The sequence below is a fragment of the Polynucleobacter sp. AP-Ainpum-60-G11 genome (genome assembly GCF_018688375.1).
Classification (GTDB): Bacteria; Pseudomonadota; Gammaproteobacteria; order Burkholderiales; family Burkholderiaceae; genus Polynucleobacter.
Genome location: NZ_CP061318.1, coordinates 1,391,706 through 1,412,779 on the forward strand (window position 1 = coordinate 1,391,706; position 21,074 = coordinate 1,412,779).

Annotated in this window: 20 protein-coding genes; 6 read left to right on the forward strand and 14 right to left on the reverse strand. The window is 48.2% G+C overall.

Annotated features, from left to right (window positions below):
- Positions 1–3: 3 nt before the first annotated feature.
- The 11 genes from lepB to FD971_RS07290 form a co-directional block, all read right to left on the reverse strand.
- Positions 4–810 carry a signal peptidase I gene (gene lepB / locus FD971_RS07240; RefSeq protein WP_215333584.1) on the reverse strand — a complete coding sequence of 269 codons (807 nt, stop codon included), beginning with the start codon at positions 808–810 and terminating at the stop codon, positions 4–6.
- Entirely contained in the window at positions 810–2,615 is a 1,806-nt protein-coding gene (gene lepA, locus FD971_RS07245) for a translation elongation factor 4 (protein ID WP_215333586.1), read from the reverse strand. The genes lepB and lepA overlap by 1 nt, the downstream gene beginning before the upstream one ends.
- 144 nt (positions 2,616–2,759) lie before the next feature.
- Positions 2,760–4,208, reverse strand: a complete 1,449-nt coding sequence (locus FD971_RS07250; RefSeq protein ID WP_215333588.1) for a DegQ family serine endoprotease — start codon at positions 4,206–4,208, stop codon at positions 2,760–2,762.
- Between the two features lie 70 nt (positions 4,209–4,278).
- Entirely contained in the window at positions 4,279–5,526 is a 1,248-nt protein-coding gene (gene fabF / locus FD971_RS07255) for a beta-ketoacyl-ACP synthase II (RefSeq protein ID WP_015421595.1), read from the reverse strand.
- Positions 5,527–5,554: 28 nt separating this feature from the next.
- Positions 5,555–5,794, reverse strand: a complete 240-nt coding sequence (gene acpP / locus FD971_RS07260; RefSeq protein ID WP_015421596.1) for an acyl carrier protein — start codon at positions 5,792–5,794, stop codon at positions 5,555–5,557.
- A 103-nt stretch (positions 5,795–5,897) separates the two neighbouring features.
- Complete coding sequence (gene fabG, locus FD971_RS07265) at positions 5,898–6,641, reverse strand: 3-oxoacyl-ACP reductase FabG (protein ID WP_215333590.1); 744 nt, start codon at positions 6,639–6,641, stop codon at positions 5,898–5,900.
- Positions 6,642–6,716: 75 nt separating this feature from the next.
- Entirely contained in the window at positions 6,717–7,652 is a 936-nt protein-coding gene (gene fabD, locus FD971_RS07270) for an ACP S-malonyltransferase (protein WP_215333592.1), read from the reverse strand.
- A 68-nt stretch (positions 7,653–7,720) separates the two neighbouring features.
- Entirely contained in the window at positions 7,721–8,707 is a 987-nt protein-coding gene (locus FD971_RS07275; RefSeq protein WP_215333594.1) for a beta-ketoacyl-ACP synthase III, read from the reverse strand.
- Between the two features lie 2 nt (positions 8,708–8,709).
- On the reverse strand, positions 8,710–9,720 hold the full coding sequence (plsX, locus tag FD971_RS07280) for a phosphate acyltransferase PlsX (protein WP_215333596.1): 1,011 nt from the start codon (positions 9,718–9,720) through the stop codon (positions 8,710–8,712).
- A gap of 84 nt (positions 9,721–9,804) precedes the next feature.
- Positions 9,805–9,984: a 50S ribosomal protein L32 gene (gene rpmF, locus FD971_RS07285; protein WP_011902241.1), complete on the reverse strand. Its 180-nt coding sequence runs from the start codon at positions 9,982–9,984 to the stop codon at positions 9,805–9,807.
- Between the two features lie 105 nt (positions 9,985–10,089).
- Positions 10,090–10,668 (reverse strand): DUF177 domain-containing protein, encoded by a 579-nt coding sequence (locus FD971_RS07290; protein ID WP_215333598.1) that lies wholly within the window; start codon positions 10,666–10,668, stop codon positions 10,090–10,092.
- Positions 10,669–10,711: 43 nt separating this feature from the next.
- Between FD971_RS07290 and FD971_RS07295 the strand changes: the two genes are divergently transcribed.
- Complete coding sequence (locus FD971_RS07295; RefSeq protein ID WP_215333600.1) at positions 10,712–11,305, forward strand: Maf family nucleotide pyrophosphatase; 594 nt, start codon at positions 10,712–10,714, stop codon at positions 11,303–11,305.
- Positions 11,306–11,322: 17 nt separating this feature from the next.
- Positions 11,323–12,096, forward strand: a complete 774-nt coding sequence (locus FD971_RS07300) for an SAM-dependent methyltransferase (protein WP_215333602.1) — start codon at positions 11,323–11,325, stop codon at positions 12,094–12,096.
- 35 nt (positions 12,097–12,131) lie between these two features.
- On the opposite strand, the gene FD971_RS07305 is transcribed toward FD971_RS07300, so the two are convergent.
- From FD971_RS07305 to FD971_RS07315, 3 genes are read right to left on the reverse strand one after another with little or no spacing between them, the layout of a single operon-like run.
- Complete coding sequence (locus FD971_RS07305; protein ID WP_215333604.1) at positions 12,132–13,091, reverse strand: S49 family peptidase; 960 nt, start codon at positions 13,089–13,091, stop codon at positions 12,132–12,134.
- 22 nt (positions 13,092–13,113) lie between these two features.
- Positions 13,114–13,800, reverse strand: coding sequence for an HAD-IIIA family hydrolase (locus FD971_RS07310; RefSeq protein WP_215333606.1), 687 nt, complete (start codon positions 13,798–13,800; stop codon positions 13,114–13,116).
- A gap of 19 nt (positions 13,801–13,819) precedes the next feature.
- Complete coding sequence (locus tag FD971_RS07315; RefSeq protein ID WP_215333608.1) at positions 13,820–14,842, reverse strand: RluA family pseudouridine synthase; 1,023 nt, start codon at positions 14,840–14,842, stop codon at positions 13,820–13,822.
- 463 nt (positions 14,843–15,305) lie between these two features.
- On the opposite strand from FD971_RS07315, the gene FD971_RS07320 reads away from it, so the two are divergent.
- The 4 genes from FD971_RS07320 to glp all read left to right on the forward strand — a co-directional run bounded on the left by FD971_RS07320 (position 15,306) and on the right by glp (position 21,073).
- Positions 15,306–17,945: an Rne/Rng family ribonuclease gene (locus tag FD971_RS07320; protein WP_215333610.1), complete on the forward strand. Its 2,640-nt coding sequence runs from the start codon at positions 15,306–15,308 to the stop codon at positions 17,943–17,945.
- Positions 17,946–18,027: 82 nt separating this feature from the next.
- Positions 18,028–19,140: a GTP 3',8-cyclase MoaA gene (moaA, locus tag FD971_RS07325; protein WP_215333612.1), complete on the forward strand. Its 1,113-nt coding sequence runs from the start codon at positions 18,028–18,030 to the stop codon at positions 19,138–19,140.
- Positions 19,140–19,754 (forward strand): molybdenum cofactor guanylyltransferase MobA, encoded by a 615-nt coding sequence (gene mobA / locus FD971_RS07330; RefSeq protein ID WP_215333614.1) that lies wholly within the window; start codon positions 19,140–19,142, stop codon positions 19,752–19,754. The genes moaA and mobA overlap by 1 nt, the downstream gene beginning before the upstream one ends.
- Positions 19,742–21,073: a gephyrin-like molybdotransferase Glp gene (gene glp / locus FD971_RS07335; RefSeq protein WP_215333616.1), complete on the forward strand. Its 1,332-nt coding sequence runs from the start codon at positions 19,742–19,744 to the stop codon at positions 21,071–21,073. Before mobA ends, glp begins: the two co-directional genes overlap by 13 nt.
- Position 21,074: the final 1 nt, after the last annotated feature.

Consider the following 21,074-nt stretch of genomic DNA (forward strand, 5'->3'; position numbering starts at 1 on the left):
GTCTTATTCGAAGCCGCCAATGCGACCTAGATTCCCAAGATTCAACCAAACAAAAAAGGCTCTACCTACGATATTTTTATCCGGTACAAACCCCCAGTAACGAGAGTCAGCACTGTTATCGCGGTTATCTCCCATAGCAAAGTAATGCCCCGCAGGTACAGTGCAGGTGAGCCCTGCATTGATATATTGGCAGCTTTCAAATCCTGGGAAACGCTCTGCAGGAAACATGCCGGCGGGGCGATCAGGATCGTTCAGAATTTCATGTTTATTGCCACCTAAATCTGCAGGAAATGATTCCTCGAAGCGCTTGGCGTAACGCATATTTTCTGGGTCGAGATAAGCCTCTCCACCGCTATATTTCAAGAGCTGACCATTGACCGTTAAGCGCTTGTCTTGATAGGTAATGGTATCGCCTGGCAAAGCTACGACGCGCTTAATGTAATCGACTGACTCATCGCGTGGGTAGCGAAACACCACGACATCACCGCGCTTTGGAGAGCCTAGATCAAGCACTTTCTGATTGATGACTGGCAAACGAATTCCGTAGGTGAATTTATTCACCAGAATGAAATCACCAATCTGTAGAGTTGGGATCATGGAGCCTGATGGAATTTTGAATGGCTCCACAAGAAAAGAGCGCAGCACAAAGACCGCGCAAATTACTGGGAAGAAACCAGCCGTATATTCCAGCCATAGAGGCATACGATCAATACCAGCTACACGTCTTTGCGGAGCAAAGTAATAACGGTCGGCAACCCAAGCAATACCCGAGACTACTACCAAGATAAAGAGAATGAGGGCAAAGTTCATTAGTCGTCTACCTGCAAAATGGCCAAGAAGGCTTCTTGTGGAATCTCCACATTACCTACTTGCTTCATGCGTTTCTTACCTTCTTTTTGCTTCTCTAACAGTTTGCGCTTACGAGAAATATCACCACCATAACACTTGGCTAATACGTTCTTGCGTAAAGCTTTGACATTTTCACGAGCAACGATATTGCTACCGATTGCCGCCTGAATAGCTACATCAAACATTTGACGCGGAATAATGCCGCGCATCTTCGCAACCACTTCACGTCCGCGATGCTGACTATTACTACGGTGAACGATCACAGACAAAGCATCTACGCGCTCACCGTTAATCAAGATGTCGACCTTGACTACGTCAGCTGGACGATATTCTTTGAACTCGTAATCCATAGATGCATAACCACGGGAGATGGATTTCATTTTGTCGAAGAAGTCCAACACAATCTCCGCCATTGGCAACTCATAGGTGAGCTTCACTTGGCGACCGAGGTAATTCATATCCATCTGAATACCGCGCTTTCCAACGCACAGGGTAATGATCGCGCCCACGTACTCTTGCGGCATATACAAATTGACTGTCACGATCGGCTCAAGAATCGTATTGATCTTACTAGCCTCAGGCATCTTTGATGGGTTATCTACAGACAAGATGCTGCCATCAGATTGCTCTACTTGGTACACCACTGTTGGAGCAGTGGTGATGAGATTCATGCCGTACTGGCGCTCTAAGCGCTCTTGCACGATCTCCATATGGAGTAAGCCCAAGAAGCCGCAGCGGAATCCAAAACCAAGCGCTTGTGAAACCTCAGGCTCATATAAGAGTGAGGCATCGTTTAATTGTAGCTTCTCTAAAGATTCACGAAGTTGATCGTATTCACTCGACTCCACCGGATACAGACCCGCAAAGACCTGAGGCTTTACCTCTTTAAAACCCGGTAACGGTTCTGTAGCGGGAACTCGACCTTGCTGTCCAGGGGTATGCGTAACGGTGTCACCCACCTTTGCAGCCTTTAACTCTTTAATGCCAGCAATCACGAAGCCTACTTGACCAGCAGACAACTCAGGACGATCTACAGACTTTGGACTAAATACGCCCACGTGTTCAACCAGATGGCTTGAACCATTGGCCATCAAAGTAATTTTTTCTTTTGGTTTTAATGTGCCGTTTACAACCCGCACCAACATCACGACGCCAACGTAGTTATCAAACCAAGAATCAATAATCAAGGCTTGCAAAGGATCTGCTGCATTGCCTTTAGGTGGAGGCACTCGTGCAATCATCTCTTCGATGACATCTTGCACGCCTAAACCCGTTTTAGCTGAACAGGTCACCGCTTCAGAGGCATCAATGCCAATAACATCTTCAATTTCTTTTTTGGCACGATCAGGATCTGCTTGTGGCAAATCAATCTTATTTAGTACGGGCACTACTTCAACACCCAACTCCAGCGCCATGTAGCAGTTAGCCACTGTTTGAGCTTCAACACCTTGACTGGCATCCACCACTAACAATGCACCTTCACATGCTGACAAGGAGCGACTCACCTCATAGGAGAAGTCAACGTGCCCCGGCGTGTCAATCAAATTGATGTTGTAGGTTTTCCCATCTTTTGCTTTATAAGTCAGCGCTGCTGTTTGCGCCTTAATGGTGATGCCACGCTCTCGCTCAATATCCATTGAGTCCAGAACTTGTGCTTCCATTTCACGATCAGAGAGTCCGCCACAGAGTTGAATAATCCGATCAGCGAGCGTTGATTTGCCGTGATCTATGTGGGCGATGATAGAAAAATTGCGGATTAAATCCATAGCGTCTTATGTGGTCTTCAAAAAACGCCTTGTCAGAACGCACCACGATGATGCGCTGCAAAAAGCCGTCTTAAAGGGATTGTAATGGGTGGCGCCAACTTAGTGCCAAACCCGTTTATTTCACCCAAAAACCCCGGTTTTGGCTTATTTCGGCCTTACTGGAATAATCATGGTGCTATCGGCTCTACGGACAAAAACTGGCACCGACTTATTGGTATCCAAGCCCTTCACCAGGCTTTCAAACTGCTTAATCCCGGTAATATCCACGTCCGCAATCCGGATGATGACATCCCCAGGGCGAACGCCAGCACGTACCAAAGGACCTTCCCCAAGACCAGTAACCTCAACGCCACCGCGGATATTAAGCTCCTTTTTCTTACTATCTGAGAGCTCAGACACTGCTACCCCCAGAGAGTTGGCGTTTCCGCCGCCTGAACCGGGGTTATCCGACTTCTTCACAGCGGCCTGACCTGCTTCGGTATCCACAACTGAAACCATTAAGTCTTTGGTGGAGCCTTTACGCCAAACTTGTACGCTGGCACTAGTACCCGGCTTAGTATCACCAACCGCTCTAGGAAGATCTGTGGATTTACCAATATCACGGCCATTGAAACTGAGAATGACGTCGCCTGACTCAATCCCACCTGCAGCTGCTGGACCGCCTGGCTCAACATTACGAACATAGGCGCCGCGTGGCTTACCCAGCCCAAGGCTCTCAGCAATTTCTTTAGTCATCTCACCTAAAGCCACACCAATACGACCACGTGTCATTTTTCCGTTGGTGCGCAATTGATCCGCCACACGCATTGCCTCATCAATCGGAATAGCAAAGGAGATCCCCATGTATCCACCAGAGCGACTGAAGATTTGTGAGTTAATGCCAATCGCCTGCCCAGCAGTATTCAATAACGGCCCACCCGAATTACCTGGATTTACCGCTACGTCAGTTTGAATAAAAGGCAAGTAGTCACCAGTGTCACGACTCTTAGCAGACACAATTCCTGCAGTCACAGTATTTTCTAAGCCAAATGGGGAGCCAATAGCTAGTACCCATTCACCCACTCTCACCCGAGAAGAGTCGCCCAGAGGCAGCTTCGGCAAATCACGCGCATCGATTTTGACAACTGCCACATCAGTACGCTTATCCATGCCCAATAACTTGGCCTTGTACTCCCGCTTGTCAGTCAAGGTAACGTAAATAGTATTTGCACCCTCAACCACGTGCGCATTGGTCAAGATTAAGCCGTTGGATTCGATAATGAAGCCGGAGCCTACACCGCGATCAGCCTCTTGAGGTTTGCCCGAGTTTGGTTGAGCTTGTTTAGGCCCGCTAGGTAACCCTGGAATAGGCACACCGAAGAAGCGACGAAAGAATTCAGCCTGCTCTTCCGGCATACCAGGAAAGCCGCCCTGAGCTTGTTGCTGCATTACTTTTTCAGTAGTGCGGATATTGACCACGGCTGGACTAGCTCGCTCAACTAAATCAGCAAAATCCGGAATAGAGACGCGTGGGCTCTGGGCATAGGCCTGAGAAATCATTGCGAATTGCCCCAAGCTAAGGATAGCCAAGAGCGCAATAAGGTACTTTTTCATAATGCTATAGACCTGCTTGGTAAAAACCAATAATTGAAGAAACGAAGAAAGGAAAAACCTAATCTGTATATTAGGTCAGTTTGCCAAAAATCAAGGTACCGTTAGTACCCCCAAAGCCAAAGTTGTTTTTGACGGCATGGTCAATCTTCACATCACGAGCTGTATTGGCGCAGTAGTCCAAATCACACTCAGGATCTTGATTAAAAATGTTGATTGTTGGCGGAGACTTCTGGTTATGTAAAGCCAGAATAGTGAAAACAGACTCCAAGCCACCAGCACCGCCTAAAAGGTGGCCAGTCATTGACTTGGTGGAGTTAATCAAAGTCTTCTTAGCATGATCGCCAAGAGCAGCTTTAATCGCACCCGTTTCGTTCTTGTCGCCCAAAGGTGTCGAAGTGCCGTGGGCGTTAATGTATTGAATCTGATCGGCATTCAAACCAGCATCGCGCATTGCGTTAACCATGCAACGACGTGGGCCATCCATATTTGGGGCAGTCATGTGATACGCATCACCACTCATACCGAAGCCCAAGAGCTCACAGTAGATTTTTGCACCACGGGCTTTAGCGTGCTCGTACTCTTCCAGCACCACAACACCAGCACCCTCACCTAGAACGAAACCATCGCGGTCTCTATCCCATGGACGTGAAGCTGTTGCAGGATCGTCGTTACGAGTCGATAGTGCGCGTGCTGAAGCAAAGCCACCAACACCTAGTGCAGAAATCGTGGATTCAGCGCCGCCGGCAACCATCACATCAGCGTCACCGTACTGAATTAAGCGTGCTGCCAATCCAATGCTATGCAACCCAGTAGTACAGGCAGTAACAGCAGCGACGTTTGGACCTTTAAGACCAAACAAGATGCTCAGATGACCAGAAATCATATTAATGATTGAGCCTGGTACAAAGAATGGGGAGATACGACGTGGACCGCGAGCTAACAACTCAGCGCCAGTCTCTTCAATCATTGGCAAACCGCCAATGCCTGAGCCGACCATCACGCCAACGCGCTCAGCGTTCTCTTCAGTTACTTGTAAACCGCTATCGCGAATAGCTTGCGTGCCAGCAGCGATACCGTAATGGATAAAGGTATCCATGTGGCGCGCCTCTTTGGCAGAAACATATTCTTCGACATTGAAATCTTTCACCTCACCAGCGAAATGCACGCTCAGTGGAGTATGGTCAAACTTCGTGATGGTAGCGATGCCTGATTTGCCCGCAAGCAAATTAGACCAAGCTACATCAACCGAGTTACCAACTGGTGAAATAAGGCCTAAGCCGGTAACGACAACCCGGCGACGGCCATTTGATGCTGACACAGTAAGAGCTTTTAACTAAGCTAGGGAATTAACCCTGAGCTTTAGACTGAGCAAAATCGATAGCGAGCTGAACAGTAGTAATTTTTTCAGCTTCTTCATCCGGAATTTCAATTCCGAATTCGTCTTCCAAAGCCATTACCAATTCAACAGTGTCAAGAGAGTCTGCGCCCAAGTCATTCACAAAAGAAGATTCATTTTTGATATCTGCTTCTGCGACGCCTAATTGCTCAGCGACGATCTTCTTAACGCGTTGTTCGATGTTATCCATTAATTCCCCCAAGGGTTGTAAAAAAACGATGAAAAGAATTTTATCAGCTTGGCGGGCCGAATTAGCAAATCCGCCAAAAAATGATCAAATTTCTGCTGTATTTTTAGGCTAAATAGAGGCCGCCATTGATATGTAGGGTGTTACCCGTAATGTATCCAGCCGCCGGAGACGCCAAAAAGGCTACTGCCTGGGCCACATCTTCTGGACTACCCAGACGTGCCAAAGGAATATTCGCTTTTAGGGCATTTTGCTGTTCTTCGCTCAAAGCACGTGTCATATCGGTATCAATAAATCCAGGTGCAACGCAGTTCACAGTGATATTACGGCTACCAATCTCGCGAGCCAAAGCGCGGGTCATGCCGGAAACCCCTGCTTTTGCGGCAGCGTAATTGGCCTGCCCAGGGTTACCCATATGACCAACGATTGAAGTGATATTAATAATGCGGCCACCACGTGCTTTCATCATTGGGCGCATAACTGCCTGTGACAAACGGAAAACCGCACTTAAATTGGTGTCGATAACATCAGTCCACTCGTCAGTTTTCATGCGCATGGCAAGGTTATCGCGGGTGATACCGGCGTTATTCACCAAAATATTGATGCCACCAAAATCCTTGACGATCAAATCAATAATGTCTTCGCAAGCCTTTGGGTCAGTCACATTCAACACTTCACCGCGACCACCGCTCGCTTGTAAACGTGCATTGATTGCTTTGGCACCATCTGCAGAAGTCGCAGTACCAATCACCTTGGCACCACATTTCACTAGCTCATCCGCAATGGCTTGACCAATACCGCGTGATGCGCCGGTTACCAATGCAATTTGTCCGCTTAAGTCGAGATTCATATTTGTCTTCCGTTGTTTCTCTATTGATTCTTACCAGTTTCTTGCTTGTTTCTTACTTATTGCTTATTTGTATTTTTACTTTACTGTAGCCAAAGCTTCGGTGAGGCTGGCTTCATCAAAAATAGGAATGCCAACAACATGCTCATTGATGCGCTTAGTCAATCCAGCCAATACCTTGCCAGGACCACATTCCACTACCTGAGTGATGCCCTGTTGAGCCATGGCATTGATCGTCTCTTGCCAACGCACAGGTTTTGCAGCTTGGCGTACCAAAGCATCTTTGATAGCTGCCGGGTCATTCAACACATTGACATCAACGTTATTCACTACAGAAATAGTAGGAACCTTAAATTCAATATCGGCTAAGTAACCTTTAAGTTTTTCAGAAGCAGGTTGCAGCAAGGATGAATGAAACGGTGCAGACACGGGCAATGGCAGAGCGCGTTTTGCGCCAGCTGCCTTGAGAAGCTCGCAGGCCTTAGTCACCGCATCGCTACCACCAGCAATTACTACCTGTCCTGGCGCATTGAAGTTCACCGCCTCAACTACACCGCCCGAGGCTGCAGCAGCTTCAGCACAAACTGTCTTCACAATCGCGTCATCCAAACCTAAGATCGCAGCCATGCCACCCGTACCAACTGGTACAGCTGTCTGCATGGCTTCAGCACGAAAGCGCACTAATGGCACAGCATCTTTAAAAGAGATGACGCCGGCAGCAACTAGAGCAGAGTATTCACCCAAGCTATGGCCAGCCATCATCTGAGGAACCGCACCACCAGAGGCCAACCAAGCGCGATAAAACGCAATCGCCGCAGTCAACATCACGGGCTGTGTATTGGTTGTTAAAGACAATGCCTCTGCAGGGCCCTCAGCAATCAGTTTTGCAACATCCTCACCCAAAGCTTCTGAAGCTTCTTGTAAGGTCGCGCGAACTTCAGGGCGATCGGCAATCGAATTAAGCATCCCAACAGATTGGGAGCCTTGGCCAGGGAATACAAATGCAAATGTCATAGGAATAATCGCTGAATAATAGTTGTGAATGTATTTTTAGCTTTAGTACTTCGCTTTATTACTTCGCTTTAGTACTTAATAGCTGCCGCGCCCCAAGCAAAGCCACCACCCACACCCTCCAACAAGAGGTGTTGACCGCGTTGAATTTGACCAGAGCGTACGCCAACATCCAAAGCAAGTGGAATGGATGCAGCAGAAGTATTGCCGTGCTCATGCACAGTCACAATCACTTTATCCATCGACATACCCATCTTGCGGGCTGTGCTCTCCATGATGCGAATATTGGCTTGGTGTGGCACCAGCCAGTCAATTTGTTCTGGCTTAAGATTGGCTTTTTCTAAAGCCTCATGCGCAACTTGTTCAAGCACTTTGACGGCCAGTTTAAATACCGCAGGCCCGTCCATAGTTAGGTAAGCGGAGCCTTCTACACCACCCTGCTTTGCGCGCCCCGGAACACAGAGGATATCGCGTTGACTGCCGTCAGCATGCAAGGCTGTTGCCAAAATGCCCGGCTCCTTCGAAGCCTCGAGAACCACTGCGCCAGCACCATCGCCAAACAAAACAGAAGTAGTGCGATCTTGGAAATCCAAAATGCGGGAGAAAGTTTCTGCGCCGAGAACCAATACTTTTTTGTAAGTACCAGTACGAATAAATGCATCCGCAATCGCAAGGGCATAAGTAAATCCAGCGCATACCGCCTGGACATCAAATGCTGCGCAATTGGTGTGAGCGCCCAACTTATCTTGCACTACACAAGCTGTACTGGGGAAGCCACCCAAATGATCCGGCGTTGATGTTGCCAAAATAATGAGGTCGAGATCTTCCGATGTGCAGCCAGCTGCTTCTAATGCGGCTTCTGCAGCTTTGACTGCCAAGTCACTAGTGAGTTGATTTTCTGCAGCGAAGTGACGTGCAGAAATTCCGCTACGAGTCACAATCCATTCATCACTAGTCTCAAGACCAATCTTCGCTAAACGTTCAACGAGATCTTGATTGCTTAAGCGTTGCTCCGGAAGATAACTTCCCGTTCCCGCTATCCGTGAATAAGTACTCATGATTATTTTGTCTCCGCCACAAAAGCTTGTGCGATACGTTCTACCATACGATTTTTTGCTGCTTCATAAGCGCGATCAAGTGCAAAACCAAATGCAAAACGATCCGCTGAGCCGTGACTCTTGATTACACAACCGCGCAAACCTAAGAGTACCGCACCGTTATAGCGACGATGGTCAACACGCTTACGCACACGCAACAATGGCACCATGGCGCAGATGGCCATTAACTTCGTAAGCCATGATCGATTGAACTCTTCTTTGATCAAGCCACTCATCATCTTGGCCAAGCCTTCGCTTGCTTTGAGAACAACGTTGCCAACGAAACCATCGCACACCACGATATCTGTGGTGCCCTTAAAAATATCATTACCTTCTACGTTGCCATAAAAGTTTAAATTTGTTTGACGCAGCAGCTCACTCGTCTGCTTAACGACTTCATTGCCCTTAATCACTTCCTCGCCAATATTGAGAAGACCGATTGAAGGGTTTTGCGTGCCATCCACCACCTGCACCATCACGTTAGCCATTTGCGCAAACTGCACTAGGTGCATCGGTTCGCAATCGGCATTCGCACCGAGATCGAGCATCGTAGTACCACGCCCTTTTTCATTAGGGATCGCAGTGGCAATCGCAGGACGATCCACGCCTTCGAGTGTTTTGAGAATGTAGCGGGAAATCGCCATTAAGGCGCCCGTATTGCCAGAAGAGATGATTGCATCAGCCAGACCTTCTTTGACCTGCTCGATAGCAACACGCATGGAAGAGTCTTTTTTACGACGTAATGCCACCTCAATGGGGTCATCCATCAACACAACTTCACTAGCGGGAATAATTTGAATGCGCTCTAAGGGCGCCTTTGGAAATTGACTCAAGGCTTGCTTGAGTGCTTCCGGATTGCCAACCAAAGCAATCTTCACATCAGCATGTTTTTCGAGAAAATCGCAACAAGCGGGGACTGTAACAACTACCCCGTGATCTCCGCCCATGGCATCGATAGCAAGAGTGACGCTCATAAAATAATGTATTGCTGCGAGTGGTATTTTTCAAAGAAAAAAGCGGCTTTTACTGGAGCCGCTTCTATCTTTTAGACTAAAGAATTAGTCGTTTTTGGTTTTAACAACTTTACGACCACGGTAGTAGCCGTTTGGTGAAATGTGGTGGCGCAAGTGAGCCTCACCAGTTGTGGCTTCAACAGCCGTAGCAGGTGCGGTCAAAAAGTCGTGCGCACGATGCATGCCACGTTTGGATGGGGATTTTTTATTCTGTTGGACGGCCATATTGAACTCCTAAGCAAGGCGACATTCTAGCATGTAAATTGAGCTAAATGCTTGATTAATTGATAAAACCCGTTTGAAATGGCGCGCCCAATAAAGCAGGTCAAATCAGTTTTTCTTCATATTTTTCAATATGTTAAAGGGATTCTGAGGCTTTTCAGTGGGATCTCCAGCATCACCGCCCTCCCCGAATGAAGAAGCATGTGGCTGGCAAGTCCCGTCTGGATGCTTAGGAATCAAGGGCATAGACAAGAGAATTTCATCTTCAATTAGACCTAAAAGGTCAAAGTGCTGGCTTGCCACCAAAGGCTCCTGCTGATCATCCTCTATCGGAAAGGCATCCGCCTCAGCTTCTGTCGCCACCATCACAAATCGACTCTCTTGCGCCAAATCGAGGCCACAATCCTGCAAACAACTCTGGCAGACCACGTGAATATGACCTTTAACAGCCAATTCCAGAATTTGTTGCGGCTCAGAACCCGGAGAATCTGCAAAACGGGTCTTGACCTGCCAACGGAAGCCATCGCCCGGCTCGATGCTAGAGGCCTCCTCAGCCAGTCTCGGCAAAGCAGAAATCTCTAAAAAACCGGTACCTTGATAGGATTGGGGGGCACAAAAATCAATCCGACTCAAAGCCTTAGGATCGGTGGATAGCTCAACTTGAGGTAAAACTTGATTACGATTCATGACATCAGTCTAAATGAAGGCTTCAGCGAAAGTACAAGTAGTGATGAGCAATTCTGCAAAAAAACTAATTCTGGCATCTACCTCGGTCTATCGTCGGGAGCTCTTAGAGCGCCTACGCATCCCTTTTGATGTCATCTCGCCCAAGGTTGATGAAACCCCCCTTTCTGGTGAAAGCACTGTGGATCTAGCCTTGCGCTTAGCTAAGGAGAAAGCTGCAGCAGTGGCTAAAGATCACCCTGAAGCTTGGGTCATTGGCTCCGATCAAGTAGCGGACCTTTGTGGTGCGGCGATTGGCAAGCCAGGAAACTTTGAGCGCGCCATGGCACAACTACAGCTAATGCGTGGTGCAACAGTCACTTTTCAAACAGCGCTATGTCTAATGCATGGCGCTGTCGAAACAACAATCAATATTCCTACGGAAGTTACCTTTCGCAAACTGGGCGATGATGTTCTAGAGGCATACCTCCAGGCTGAAGAACCCTATGACTGCGCTGGTAGCGCCAAGTCTGAAGGCTTGGGAATCTCACTATTGGAGTCCATCAAGAGCGATGACCCTACTGCATTAATTGGCTTGCCGTTAATTGCGCTGAGTGGACTCTTACGTGACGCTGGTTTTGTCATTCCAGCAAAGAAATAAAAAGTGAAACTAAGTCAATGAGTTCAACCTTAGGCACCCTCTTTTTAATTCCCAATACTTTGGGCGATGATTCACGTGTAGAGCAGTTGCCTTGGGTTTTGCCAAGTGAAACCATTGTCCAGACTGCCAAGCTCACCAACTGGATTGTTGAGGATGCAAAAACAGCCCGTGCTTTTTTAAAAGCAGTCGATAGCGTTTCACCTTTAGCCTGCACTATTCAAGAAATGCAAATGAGTGAGTGGCGTGGCGTGGCGCGCAATGCTAAATATGGTGATGCAGTTAAACCCCTAGATTTACTTAAGCCACTGATTGCTGGGAAAGACATGGGTCTCATGTCAGAAGCGGGTGTTCCCGGCGTTGCAGATCCCGGTGCAGAGCTCGTACTGGCTGCTCATAAGTTGGGCGCCAAAGTAAAGCCAATGGTCGGACCAAGCTCTATTTTGTTGGGCCTGATGGCGAGCGGTTTGAATGGTCAGCGCTTTGCGTTTCAAGGCTATGTTCCGCATGATGCGCAAGATCGTATTGCACGACTGAAGCAGCTGGAAGTGGAATCTAGAAAATTACAACAGACGCAAATTTGGATTGAGACACCCTATCGCAATACTGCGATGCTGATGGCCTGCCTGAATGCGCTGTCCCCGCAATCATTATTGTGTCTTGGAATGGATCTCAGCCTGCCAAGTGAAACGATTACAACGCTATCAATTGCAGATTGGCGTAAGCGCTTCCCCAACGAAGCTGCCTGTGCTTCATTACAAAATAGGCCAGCAGTATTTCTATTGCTGGCCTAAGCGTTTTAATTGTTACCCAATTGATCTATCGTTTTTTACTTTAGATCAGGCGTCTTAATTAAGGCCTTGCCAGCTGCAGCGCCAACTTCAGCACCAAAACGTTTAGCTACACGCTCAGCAAAATTCTCTTTCATGGTGTAGTCAAGAATATCCGGCGCTTTAAAAATGTCGCGCGCAACGGTCTCTACCGTTCCATAGCCGTCCACTAAACCAATTTTGATGGCTTGCTCACCATTCCAAACGCGGCCCGAGAACATCTCTGGGGTTTCTTTTAGACGGTCGCCACGACCTGCTTTGACCACGGCAATAAATTGCTGATGAATCTCATCGATCATCTTTTTAATCATTTCGACTTGCTGAGGATTTTCTTTAGAGAACGGATCCATCATTCCCTTGTTTGACCCTGCCGTAATCATGCGACGAGTTACACCCAACTTATCCATCAAGCCAGTGAAACCGAAGCCTTCCATGATCACGCCAATAGATCCAACTAAGCTAGCCTTATCCACCAAAATTTGATCACCAGCAACTGCGACGTAGTAACCACCCGAAGCGCAGATATCCTCCACAACAACATAAAGTGGTTTGCTTGGATAGAGTTTACGTAAGCGATGTATCTCATCATTCATCATGCCCGCCTGCACTGGAGAACCGCCGGGACTGTTAATTCGCAAAACTACGCCAGCACTGTTTTCATTTTCAAATGCAGCAGTGAGTGATGAGTTGATATCCAAGGCATTGGCCATTGAGCTTGAAGAAATCTCCCCTTCTAAGGTGACCAAGGCAGTGTGCTTCTCCATGCCCATACCGCGCCCAGGCAGGTGAAAATCAAATACTGCAAGCACTACGCCAATAAAAGTAATGAGGGTGAGGATGCGAAACACTGCTTTCCAGCGACGCGCCTTGCGAGTCTCTTTTAAATTCTCTAGCAATAAATGCTCAAGCGCTTGACGCTCCCAATTTTGATTGGCGTTCTCGGATTGATTTTGATCCATCTTTTTAATCCTTAGTTACTAACTAGTTTTTAACAGTGAGGTTCTCATTAAGCCATTGACTCAGTTGCATAACGTCATCCACATGAATTAATGATGGTGCCTCTTTTAAAGTGCTTGGAGGGTGCGCGCCATAAGTCACTGCTACCGCATCAACCCCGGCATTAGCTGCCATATCCAAATCATGCGTGGTGTCCCCAATCATGAGCATCCGACGCATCGGCACTTGCATCACATCTGAAAGCTCTAGAAGCATTCCAGGGTGAGGCTTAGAAAAAGATTCATCTGCGGTACGGGTTTCATGAAACATCTGCTCTAGCTGATGATGCTTTAAGGAGCGATCTAATCCAACACGTGATTTACCTGTAGCGACGCCTAGCAAGTAACCATCCTCGCGCAAGCTTTCTAACAGCTTACGAATTCCCGGAAATAAATCAAGCTCATGATCCTTGGATAAGTAGTGGTAACGAAAGCGCTCAGTGAGCTTGGGGAAGTGGGCCGGCTCAATCCACGGCACCGCCCTTCTCAGCGAGTCCTGAATACCTAAACCAATCACTGAGCTCGCTAGGGCGTCATCAGGCTCTTTAAAGCCCAAGTCGCGACAAGCTTGCTGTATGCAGTTCACGATCGTCGGCGTGGAATCCATGATGGTTCCATCCCAGTCCCACACAATCAGGTCGTAACGTCTATCGGGTTTTTGTTCTTTAATCATTCTCAGCAGTGTGAATCACTTAGCTTTTTTCTGCAGGCACTTCAAAGTTTTTCATCATTGCCGTAAATTCAGAGGGCAATGGTGACTCAATTCGCATCTTCTCGCCAGAACGTGGATGAGTAAAGCCAGCCAAGTGGGCATGTAGATACAAGCGTTTTGATTTCACAAGCTTGTCTTGATCTTCAAAGCCATATTTATCGTCACCCAAAATGGAGTGGCCCAATTTTTGAAGGTGTACACGAATTTGATGAGTGCGCCCGGTTTTCAGCTGGGCCTCGGCCAAGGTGATTGCCACATCACCGCGCTTCATGACTTTAGTGACGCGAAGAGCGGTATGGCTTGGCAAGCCATCTGGATCAACGCGCACTCGGCGCTCACCATTAGCCAACAGGTATTTATGTAAAGCAAATTTCAACTGCATGGTGCCAGCACCTTGAGCGATCTCCCCATGTGCCAGCAAGTAGTAGCGCTTGTCAGTTTGACCTTCGCGGATTTGGCGATGCAACTCCACCAAAGCGCTACGCTTTTTAGCCAAAAGTAATACGCCCGAAGTATCTCGATCTAAACGGTGAACTAATTCCAGAAACTTGAGCTCTGGACGGGTGATGCGTAATGTTTCAATAACGCCTAAAGCAATACCAGAGCCCCCATGGACCGCCAAACCTGCCGGCTTGTTCACTATTAATAGAGCTTCGTCCTCGAACAAAATGGGCATTTTGTCAGAATAGCCTTGCGCCCGATTCTTGGTTTGGGCGGTATTGACTGCCGCCATTTGAGCGGGCTCAGCGATCCGAACCGGAGGGACTCTGACCACATCACCCTCAATCAGGCGGGTAGTCGGCTCAGCCCTTTTCTTATTCACCCGAACCTCGCCAGACCGAATAATCCGGTAAACATGGCTTTTGGGGACCCCTTTGGCCCAACGCAAGAGGTAATTATCCAATCGCTGGCCAGCCTCTTCAGGACCAATGGTCTGAAGCTGCACAGCAGCTGGAGGGGCGGTTTTTACCGGTGAAGGCTTGGAAATGGGTTCGGATTTCATGATTTATCTCTCTTGCCACCTCGACAGAGGTCGACAAGGGACTCAACAATACCCCATTGTCGTTCAACTTGTGCCGTATAATCAACGCTCTAGCCAATTTATTGGCTTGATCCCAACCTGAACTCAGGTTTGAATCGTGGAGCTTGGAGTCGCCCTTAATAGACTCCCGGGGTTGCCCCTCCCCCGTTGTAATGAGGCGCAGGGTTGGTGTGCCGTATGCCGCGACCCGCGATTAGAAGACAGTTTTCAGGCGCGCGCCTGCATTGATGACCTAAAGGAGGTCTCTGCGGCGATCGTCAAGTGTGGCACCGGTTTAACAACATTTGAACTTGGTGTACCAGGCAGTAAATGTCTGGATTTGTTTGATCCACACTCCAAAGCCGCCAATGGGCTATGCCCCAAGCGGTATATAACTTGTCCCCTAACGCAGCGCGCAGCGACACACTCCCAATAGGAGAGTGTTATGAAACGCATGTTATTTAATGCAACTCAACAAGAAGAGTTGCGAGTTGCCATCGTCGATGGTCAAAAACTCATCGATATCGATATCGAAGCTGCCGGTCGTGAACAACGTAAAGGCAATATTTACAAAGGTGTTATTACCCGCATTGAGCCTTCGCTCGAAGCTTGCTTTGTAAATTACGGCGAAGAGCGCCATGGCTTCCTGCCATTTAAAGAAGTTGCACGCACCTACTTTAAAGAGGGTATTGATGTCCGTAATGCCTCAATTAAAGATGCTTTGCGCGAAGGCCAAGAAATCATTGTTCAGGTAGAAAAAGAAGAGCGCGGCCAAAAAGGCGCTGCCCTAACCTCTTTCGTCTCTCTAGCCGGCCGCTATTTGGTATTAATGCCAAATAACCCACGTGGTGGTGGTGTTTCTCGCCGCATTGAAGGTGAAGACCGCCAAGAACTCCGTGAAGCAATGTCCCAATTACAAGTACCGGATGGCATGAGCATCATTGCTCGTACAGCTGGTATTGGCCGTGACGCCACTGAATTGCAGTGGGATTTAAGTTACCTCATGCAGTTGTGGACAGCGATTGATGAAGCCGCCAAAGGCAATTCAGCGCCACTATTGATCTACCTCGAATCCAGCTTAGTGATTCGTGCGATTCGTGACTACTTCCAACCAGATATCGGCGAGATCCTCATCGATACGGATGACATCTACGAGCAAGCTGCAGCCTTTATGTCTGTAGTAATGCCGGATAACTTACCTAGAGTGAAGCGTTACCAGGACGATGTTCCATTGTTCTCCCGCTTCCAAATCGAGCATCAGATTGAGACTGCTTACTCACGTACTGTGCCATTGCCATCTGGCGGCGCGATCGTGATTGACCACACTGAAGCTTTGGTTTCAGTGGACGTTAACTCTGCACGTGCAACTCGTGGTTCCGATATTGAAGAGACTGCTACTCGCACTAACTTAGAAGCCGCCGATGAAATCGCCCGTCAAGCACGTTTACGTGACTTGGGTGGCTTGATCGTGATCGACTTTATTGATATGGAATCGAGCAAGGCACAGAAGGATGTTGAAAATCGCCTGCGCGATGCTCTGCGTCACGACCGTGCTCGCGTTCAAATGGGCAAGATCTCTAAATTTGGCTTGATGGAAATGTCACGCCAGCGTTTGCGCCCTGCCCTCTCTGAAGGTAGTCACGTAACATGTCCTCGTTGTAATGGCACAGGTCATATCCGTGATACCGAATCTTCTGCATTGCAAGTCTTGCGAATTATTCAAGAAGAGGCAATGAAAGAAAACACTGCCGCTATTCATACCCAGGTTCCAGTCGAAGTGGCTGCATTCTTGCTCAATGAGAAGCGCGCTGAAGTCATCAAGATTGAGACACGTTTCAAAGTCAATGTCTTGATGATTCCAAACAAGCATTTAGAAACCCCACATTACAAGCTTGAGCGTTTGCGTCATGACGATCCACGTCTTGATGACCAAAAGGCGAGCTATGTGATGGCTGAAGAAGCTGCTGCCGAACTCGAGACCGATACTGCGGTAAGCCGTAAAGATGCCGACGTTAAAGTTCGTCCTGAAGCTGCTGTAAAAGGCATTACACCAAATGCACCAGCACCAGTAAGTCAGCCACGTCCTGCACGTTCCGATAAAGCTAACGCTGACACTGCAAGCACCGGTGGATTCTTTGGCTTCATTAAGAGCCTATTCTCTTCAGCGCCTGCACCAGAAGTGAAGCCTGCATCTAGCGCACCACGTGGTCGCAATCAAAATAATCGCAACGGCAATAACCGCAATCGCGGTCGTCGTGGCGAACGCAATGATCGCGGTGAGCGCCCAGCTGAAGGTGCCGAAGGTACAAACGCTCCACGCGAGGCAGGCTCAGGTAGAGGCCGTCAAGATGGCCGTAACCGCAATGGCAATAACGGTAATCGCAACCAGAACAATCCAAAACCAGAAAACCCAGCTGCGGTAACTCCAGCCACTGAAGCTGCGCCTGGAACCGATGCAGCTCCTAGCGCAGATGGTGAAGAGCGTCGTGGTCGTGGTCGCAACCGTCGTGGTCGTGGTCGTGGTCAACGTGGCGAGCGCACTGAGTCTAATGGTGATGCGGCAATTGCTTCTGTTGTTGCTGTAGCAACTTCATTCTCAGGCCCACCAGTTGGAATGGCTGGAGCATCTGCTTCAATGCCAATTCAGAATATTGCTCAAAGCTTTGGAAACACAGTTGCGCCTGCATCTTCGAATGAAGTGAAAGATCGTGCACCCCGCGCACCTAGAGAGCCAAGAGAGCAACGTGCACCGCGTCAAAGCAATCGCACTGATAATGCTACTGCACCTGCCCCACAGGCAGTAGCAAGAGCAGCAGCAGCTCCGATTGAGGTGATCGCTAAGCCAATGCCTGAGCTTCCTAAAGTTGCCTTCCAGGCGCTCGAGGAGACTCCATTGCATAGCGTTGTTCAATCTGCCGGCATGGTCTGGGTTGCAACTGACTCTAGCAAGCACCAAGAAGCGCAATCGCAAATCAAAGCGGAGCCAGAAGTTTTGCCAATGGGCAGAGCCCCTAAGGCTCCTGTTAGTTTGCAAAATGGTCCAATGGTTTTAGTTGAAACCGGCGGCCAAGAAAAAACGGTTTAATTGAATTTCTCCAGACTGCTATTTATCCCACAAGGATATTTGGCAGTTTGGCAGAAACACCGTTTCACAGCCATAATTAGACATGGTTGAAAAAGTAATCCCCATACGTTTAGATGAAGGCAAAGGCCTGACGCCGTCCATTCCTGGACAGCTTGTTGCCGCCAGTACTTCAACTAAAGATACTCGGGGACGTCCTCTACGTGATTTACGAATCTCCGTAACGGATCGATGCAATTTCCGCTGCACCTATTGCATGCCCAAGGAAATTTTCGATAAAGACTACCCCTACCTTTCTCACAAGGAATTACTTAGTTTTGAAGAGATCACTCGCTTAACGAATATCTTTTCCTCTCTAGGCGTAGAAAAAATTCGTCTGACTGGCGGCGAACCTTTGCTGCGCAAAAATCTTGAAGTGCTCATTGAAATGTTGGCCAAAATTCGCACTACAGATAATCAACCCCTTGATCTAACACTCACTACCAATGGCAGCATTTTGCGCAAGAAGGCGGCTGCATTAAAAGCGGCAGGCTTGCAGCGCCTGACTATTAGTCTTGATGGGCTGAACGATGAGATCTTTAAGAAAATGAATGATGTCGACTTTCCCGTCACGGATGTACTCGATGGAATCGCTGCAGCTCAAGAAGCTGGCTTTACCAACCTCAAAGTGAATATGGTTGTGAAGAAGGGTACAAACGATCAAGAAATTATTGGCATGGCCAAGCACTTCAAGGGTAGTGGCGTCACGCTACGCTTTATAGAATTCATGGACGTAGGTAGCTCTAACGGCTGGGATATGTCTCAAGTACTTCCCTCGCAAGAAGTGGCCAATCGTATCAACGCGATCTTTCCGATAGAGCCTGTTGAAGCTAACTATCCGGGTGAAGTGGCTCAGCGCTGCCGCTACGTAGATGGCTCAGGTGAAATTGGCTTTATATCTAGCGTGACACAAACCTTCTGTCACGAGTGCACGCGTGCTCGCATCTCTACCGATGGTCAACTCTATCTTTGCTTATTTGCAAATGAAGGTTTTGACTTCAAAACTCTCCTGCGTTCTGGCAGAAGTGATTTGGAAATTGCTAATGCCATTATGTCCACATGGTCTGGACGCAATGATCACTATTCAGAGATTCGAGGATCTAACACCGCTGGATCGAACTCGTCACGAAAAGTAGAGATGTCTTACATCGGCGGCTAATGATTACTTCAGCACAAATTACCGGACTCATTCTGGCGGGCGGGCGTGCCCAAAGAATGGGTGGCATAGATAAGGGCTTAATTCCGTTTCACGGCAAACCCCTGATTGAATCTGCCATTAGCAGACTCAAGCCTCAAGTCAGCACCATTTTGATTAATGCCAACCGCAGTATTACGAAATATGCATGCTACGGATATCCAGTACTCATGGATGAAACCCCCGACTTCTCTGGACCATTGGCTGGATTTTCAATCGGGCTAAAGCATTGCAAAACACCCTATTTACTAACATCGCCTTGTGACTCCCCCTTACTGCCAATCGATCTCGCCCAAAATATGGCGGCTGAACTTGAGGAAAATAATTTAGAGCTTGTCTTTGCCTCCTCAAAAGAAGATGACGGAAAAGTATGGGCGCAACCTGTTTTTTGTTTGATGAAGAACAGTTTGCAAGATTCTTTAGATGCCTTTTTGAGTAAAGGAGATTTAAAGATTGACCGCTGGTTTAAGGAATTGCGATCCGGCACGGTCGTCTTTGAAAACCCCCAAGTCTTTGCCAATGTCAACACACCCGATGAGTTAGCGGCCTTAGAAAGAATATCTCCATGTCCGACCTAAAGCGTCTTCCTCCAAGCGATCCGATTTATATCAGTGGCTCACTGCACGTCGACCAAGCTCGTATAGCGATTTCGGATTTAGTGAAGGACCTGCTCGCAGAATCTCACGGGAGATCTGAGCCTGATGCCATTGAATGCATCACCCTAGATCAAGCAATTAATCGCATTCTGGCGAAAGACCTACTCTCGCCGATTGATGTTCCGGTTGCTGATAACTCAGCCATGGATGGATTTGCATTTCATGGTGATTGTCTTGGCAATAGCGAAGATCTTGTTACTTTAAAAGTTGTGGGCACTGCGTATGCTGGCAAGCCCTATGAGGGCAGCATTGCTTCTGGCGAATGTCTCAAAATTATGACCGGCGCCCTGATGCCGAGTGACTGCGACACCGTGATTCCCCAAGAATTTACAGAACTCTCAATCCCAAGTGATAGCTCGGTGGTTTCATTCAAACAAAACCAAGTGAAGCGCGGAGAAAATCGCCGCTTACGTGGAGAGGACTTACAAAGTGGCAAACCTGCCATTACTGCAGGGCGTTTATTGCGACCTTCCGATCTGGGTCTAGCCGCCTCCCTTGGCATCTCCGAACTACACGTCCATCGCAAGTTAAGAGTGGCCATACTTTCTTCAGGCGATGAATTGCGCCCACTAGGACAAGCTTTAGAGGCTGGCAATATTTATGACAGCAATCGCTACAGCTTGATCGGACTACTCAAACGTCTTGATCTAGAAATCATTGATTGCGGGATTGTGCGAGATGACCCAGCATCACTGAAGGCTGCATTTATAGAGGCGGCCAGCAAAGCCGATGTACTCATCTCATCTGGAGGAGTTTCCGCCGGCGAAGCAGACTTCACCAAGCAAATCATGCAAGAACTCGGTGATGTAGGATTTTGGAAGATTGCGATGCGTCCAGGTCGACCCATGGCTTTTGGAGTACTCAAGCCAGTTCAGGAAGCTAAGCATAAGACGCTCTTCTTTGGCTTGCCCGGCAACCCAGTAGCAGTCATGGTGACTTTCTACCAGTTTGTCCGTTCTGCTCTACTGCAACTCAACGGCGCAAGCCAGACAGAGCCCCCAATGATGCAGGCGATTGCAGAGACCCCCATTCGGAAACGCCCTGGACGGACAGAGTATCAACGCGCCATCTTGGTGCGCGGCCCAGACGGAAAACCCACAGTCAAACTAACTGGCAGCCAAGGTGCTGGAATTCTACGATCGATGAGCGAAGCTAATTGCTTTGTCATTTTGTCTCACGAGCAAGGAAATGTTGCTGCTGGTGACTGGGTAGATGTGGCGCTTTTCGATGGACTGCTTTAAG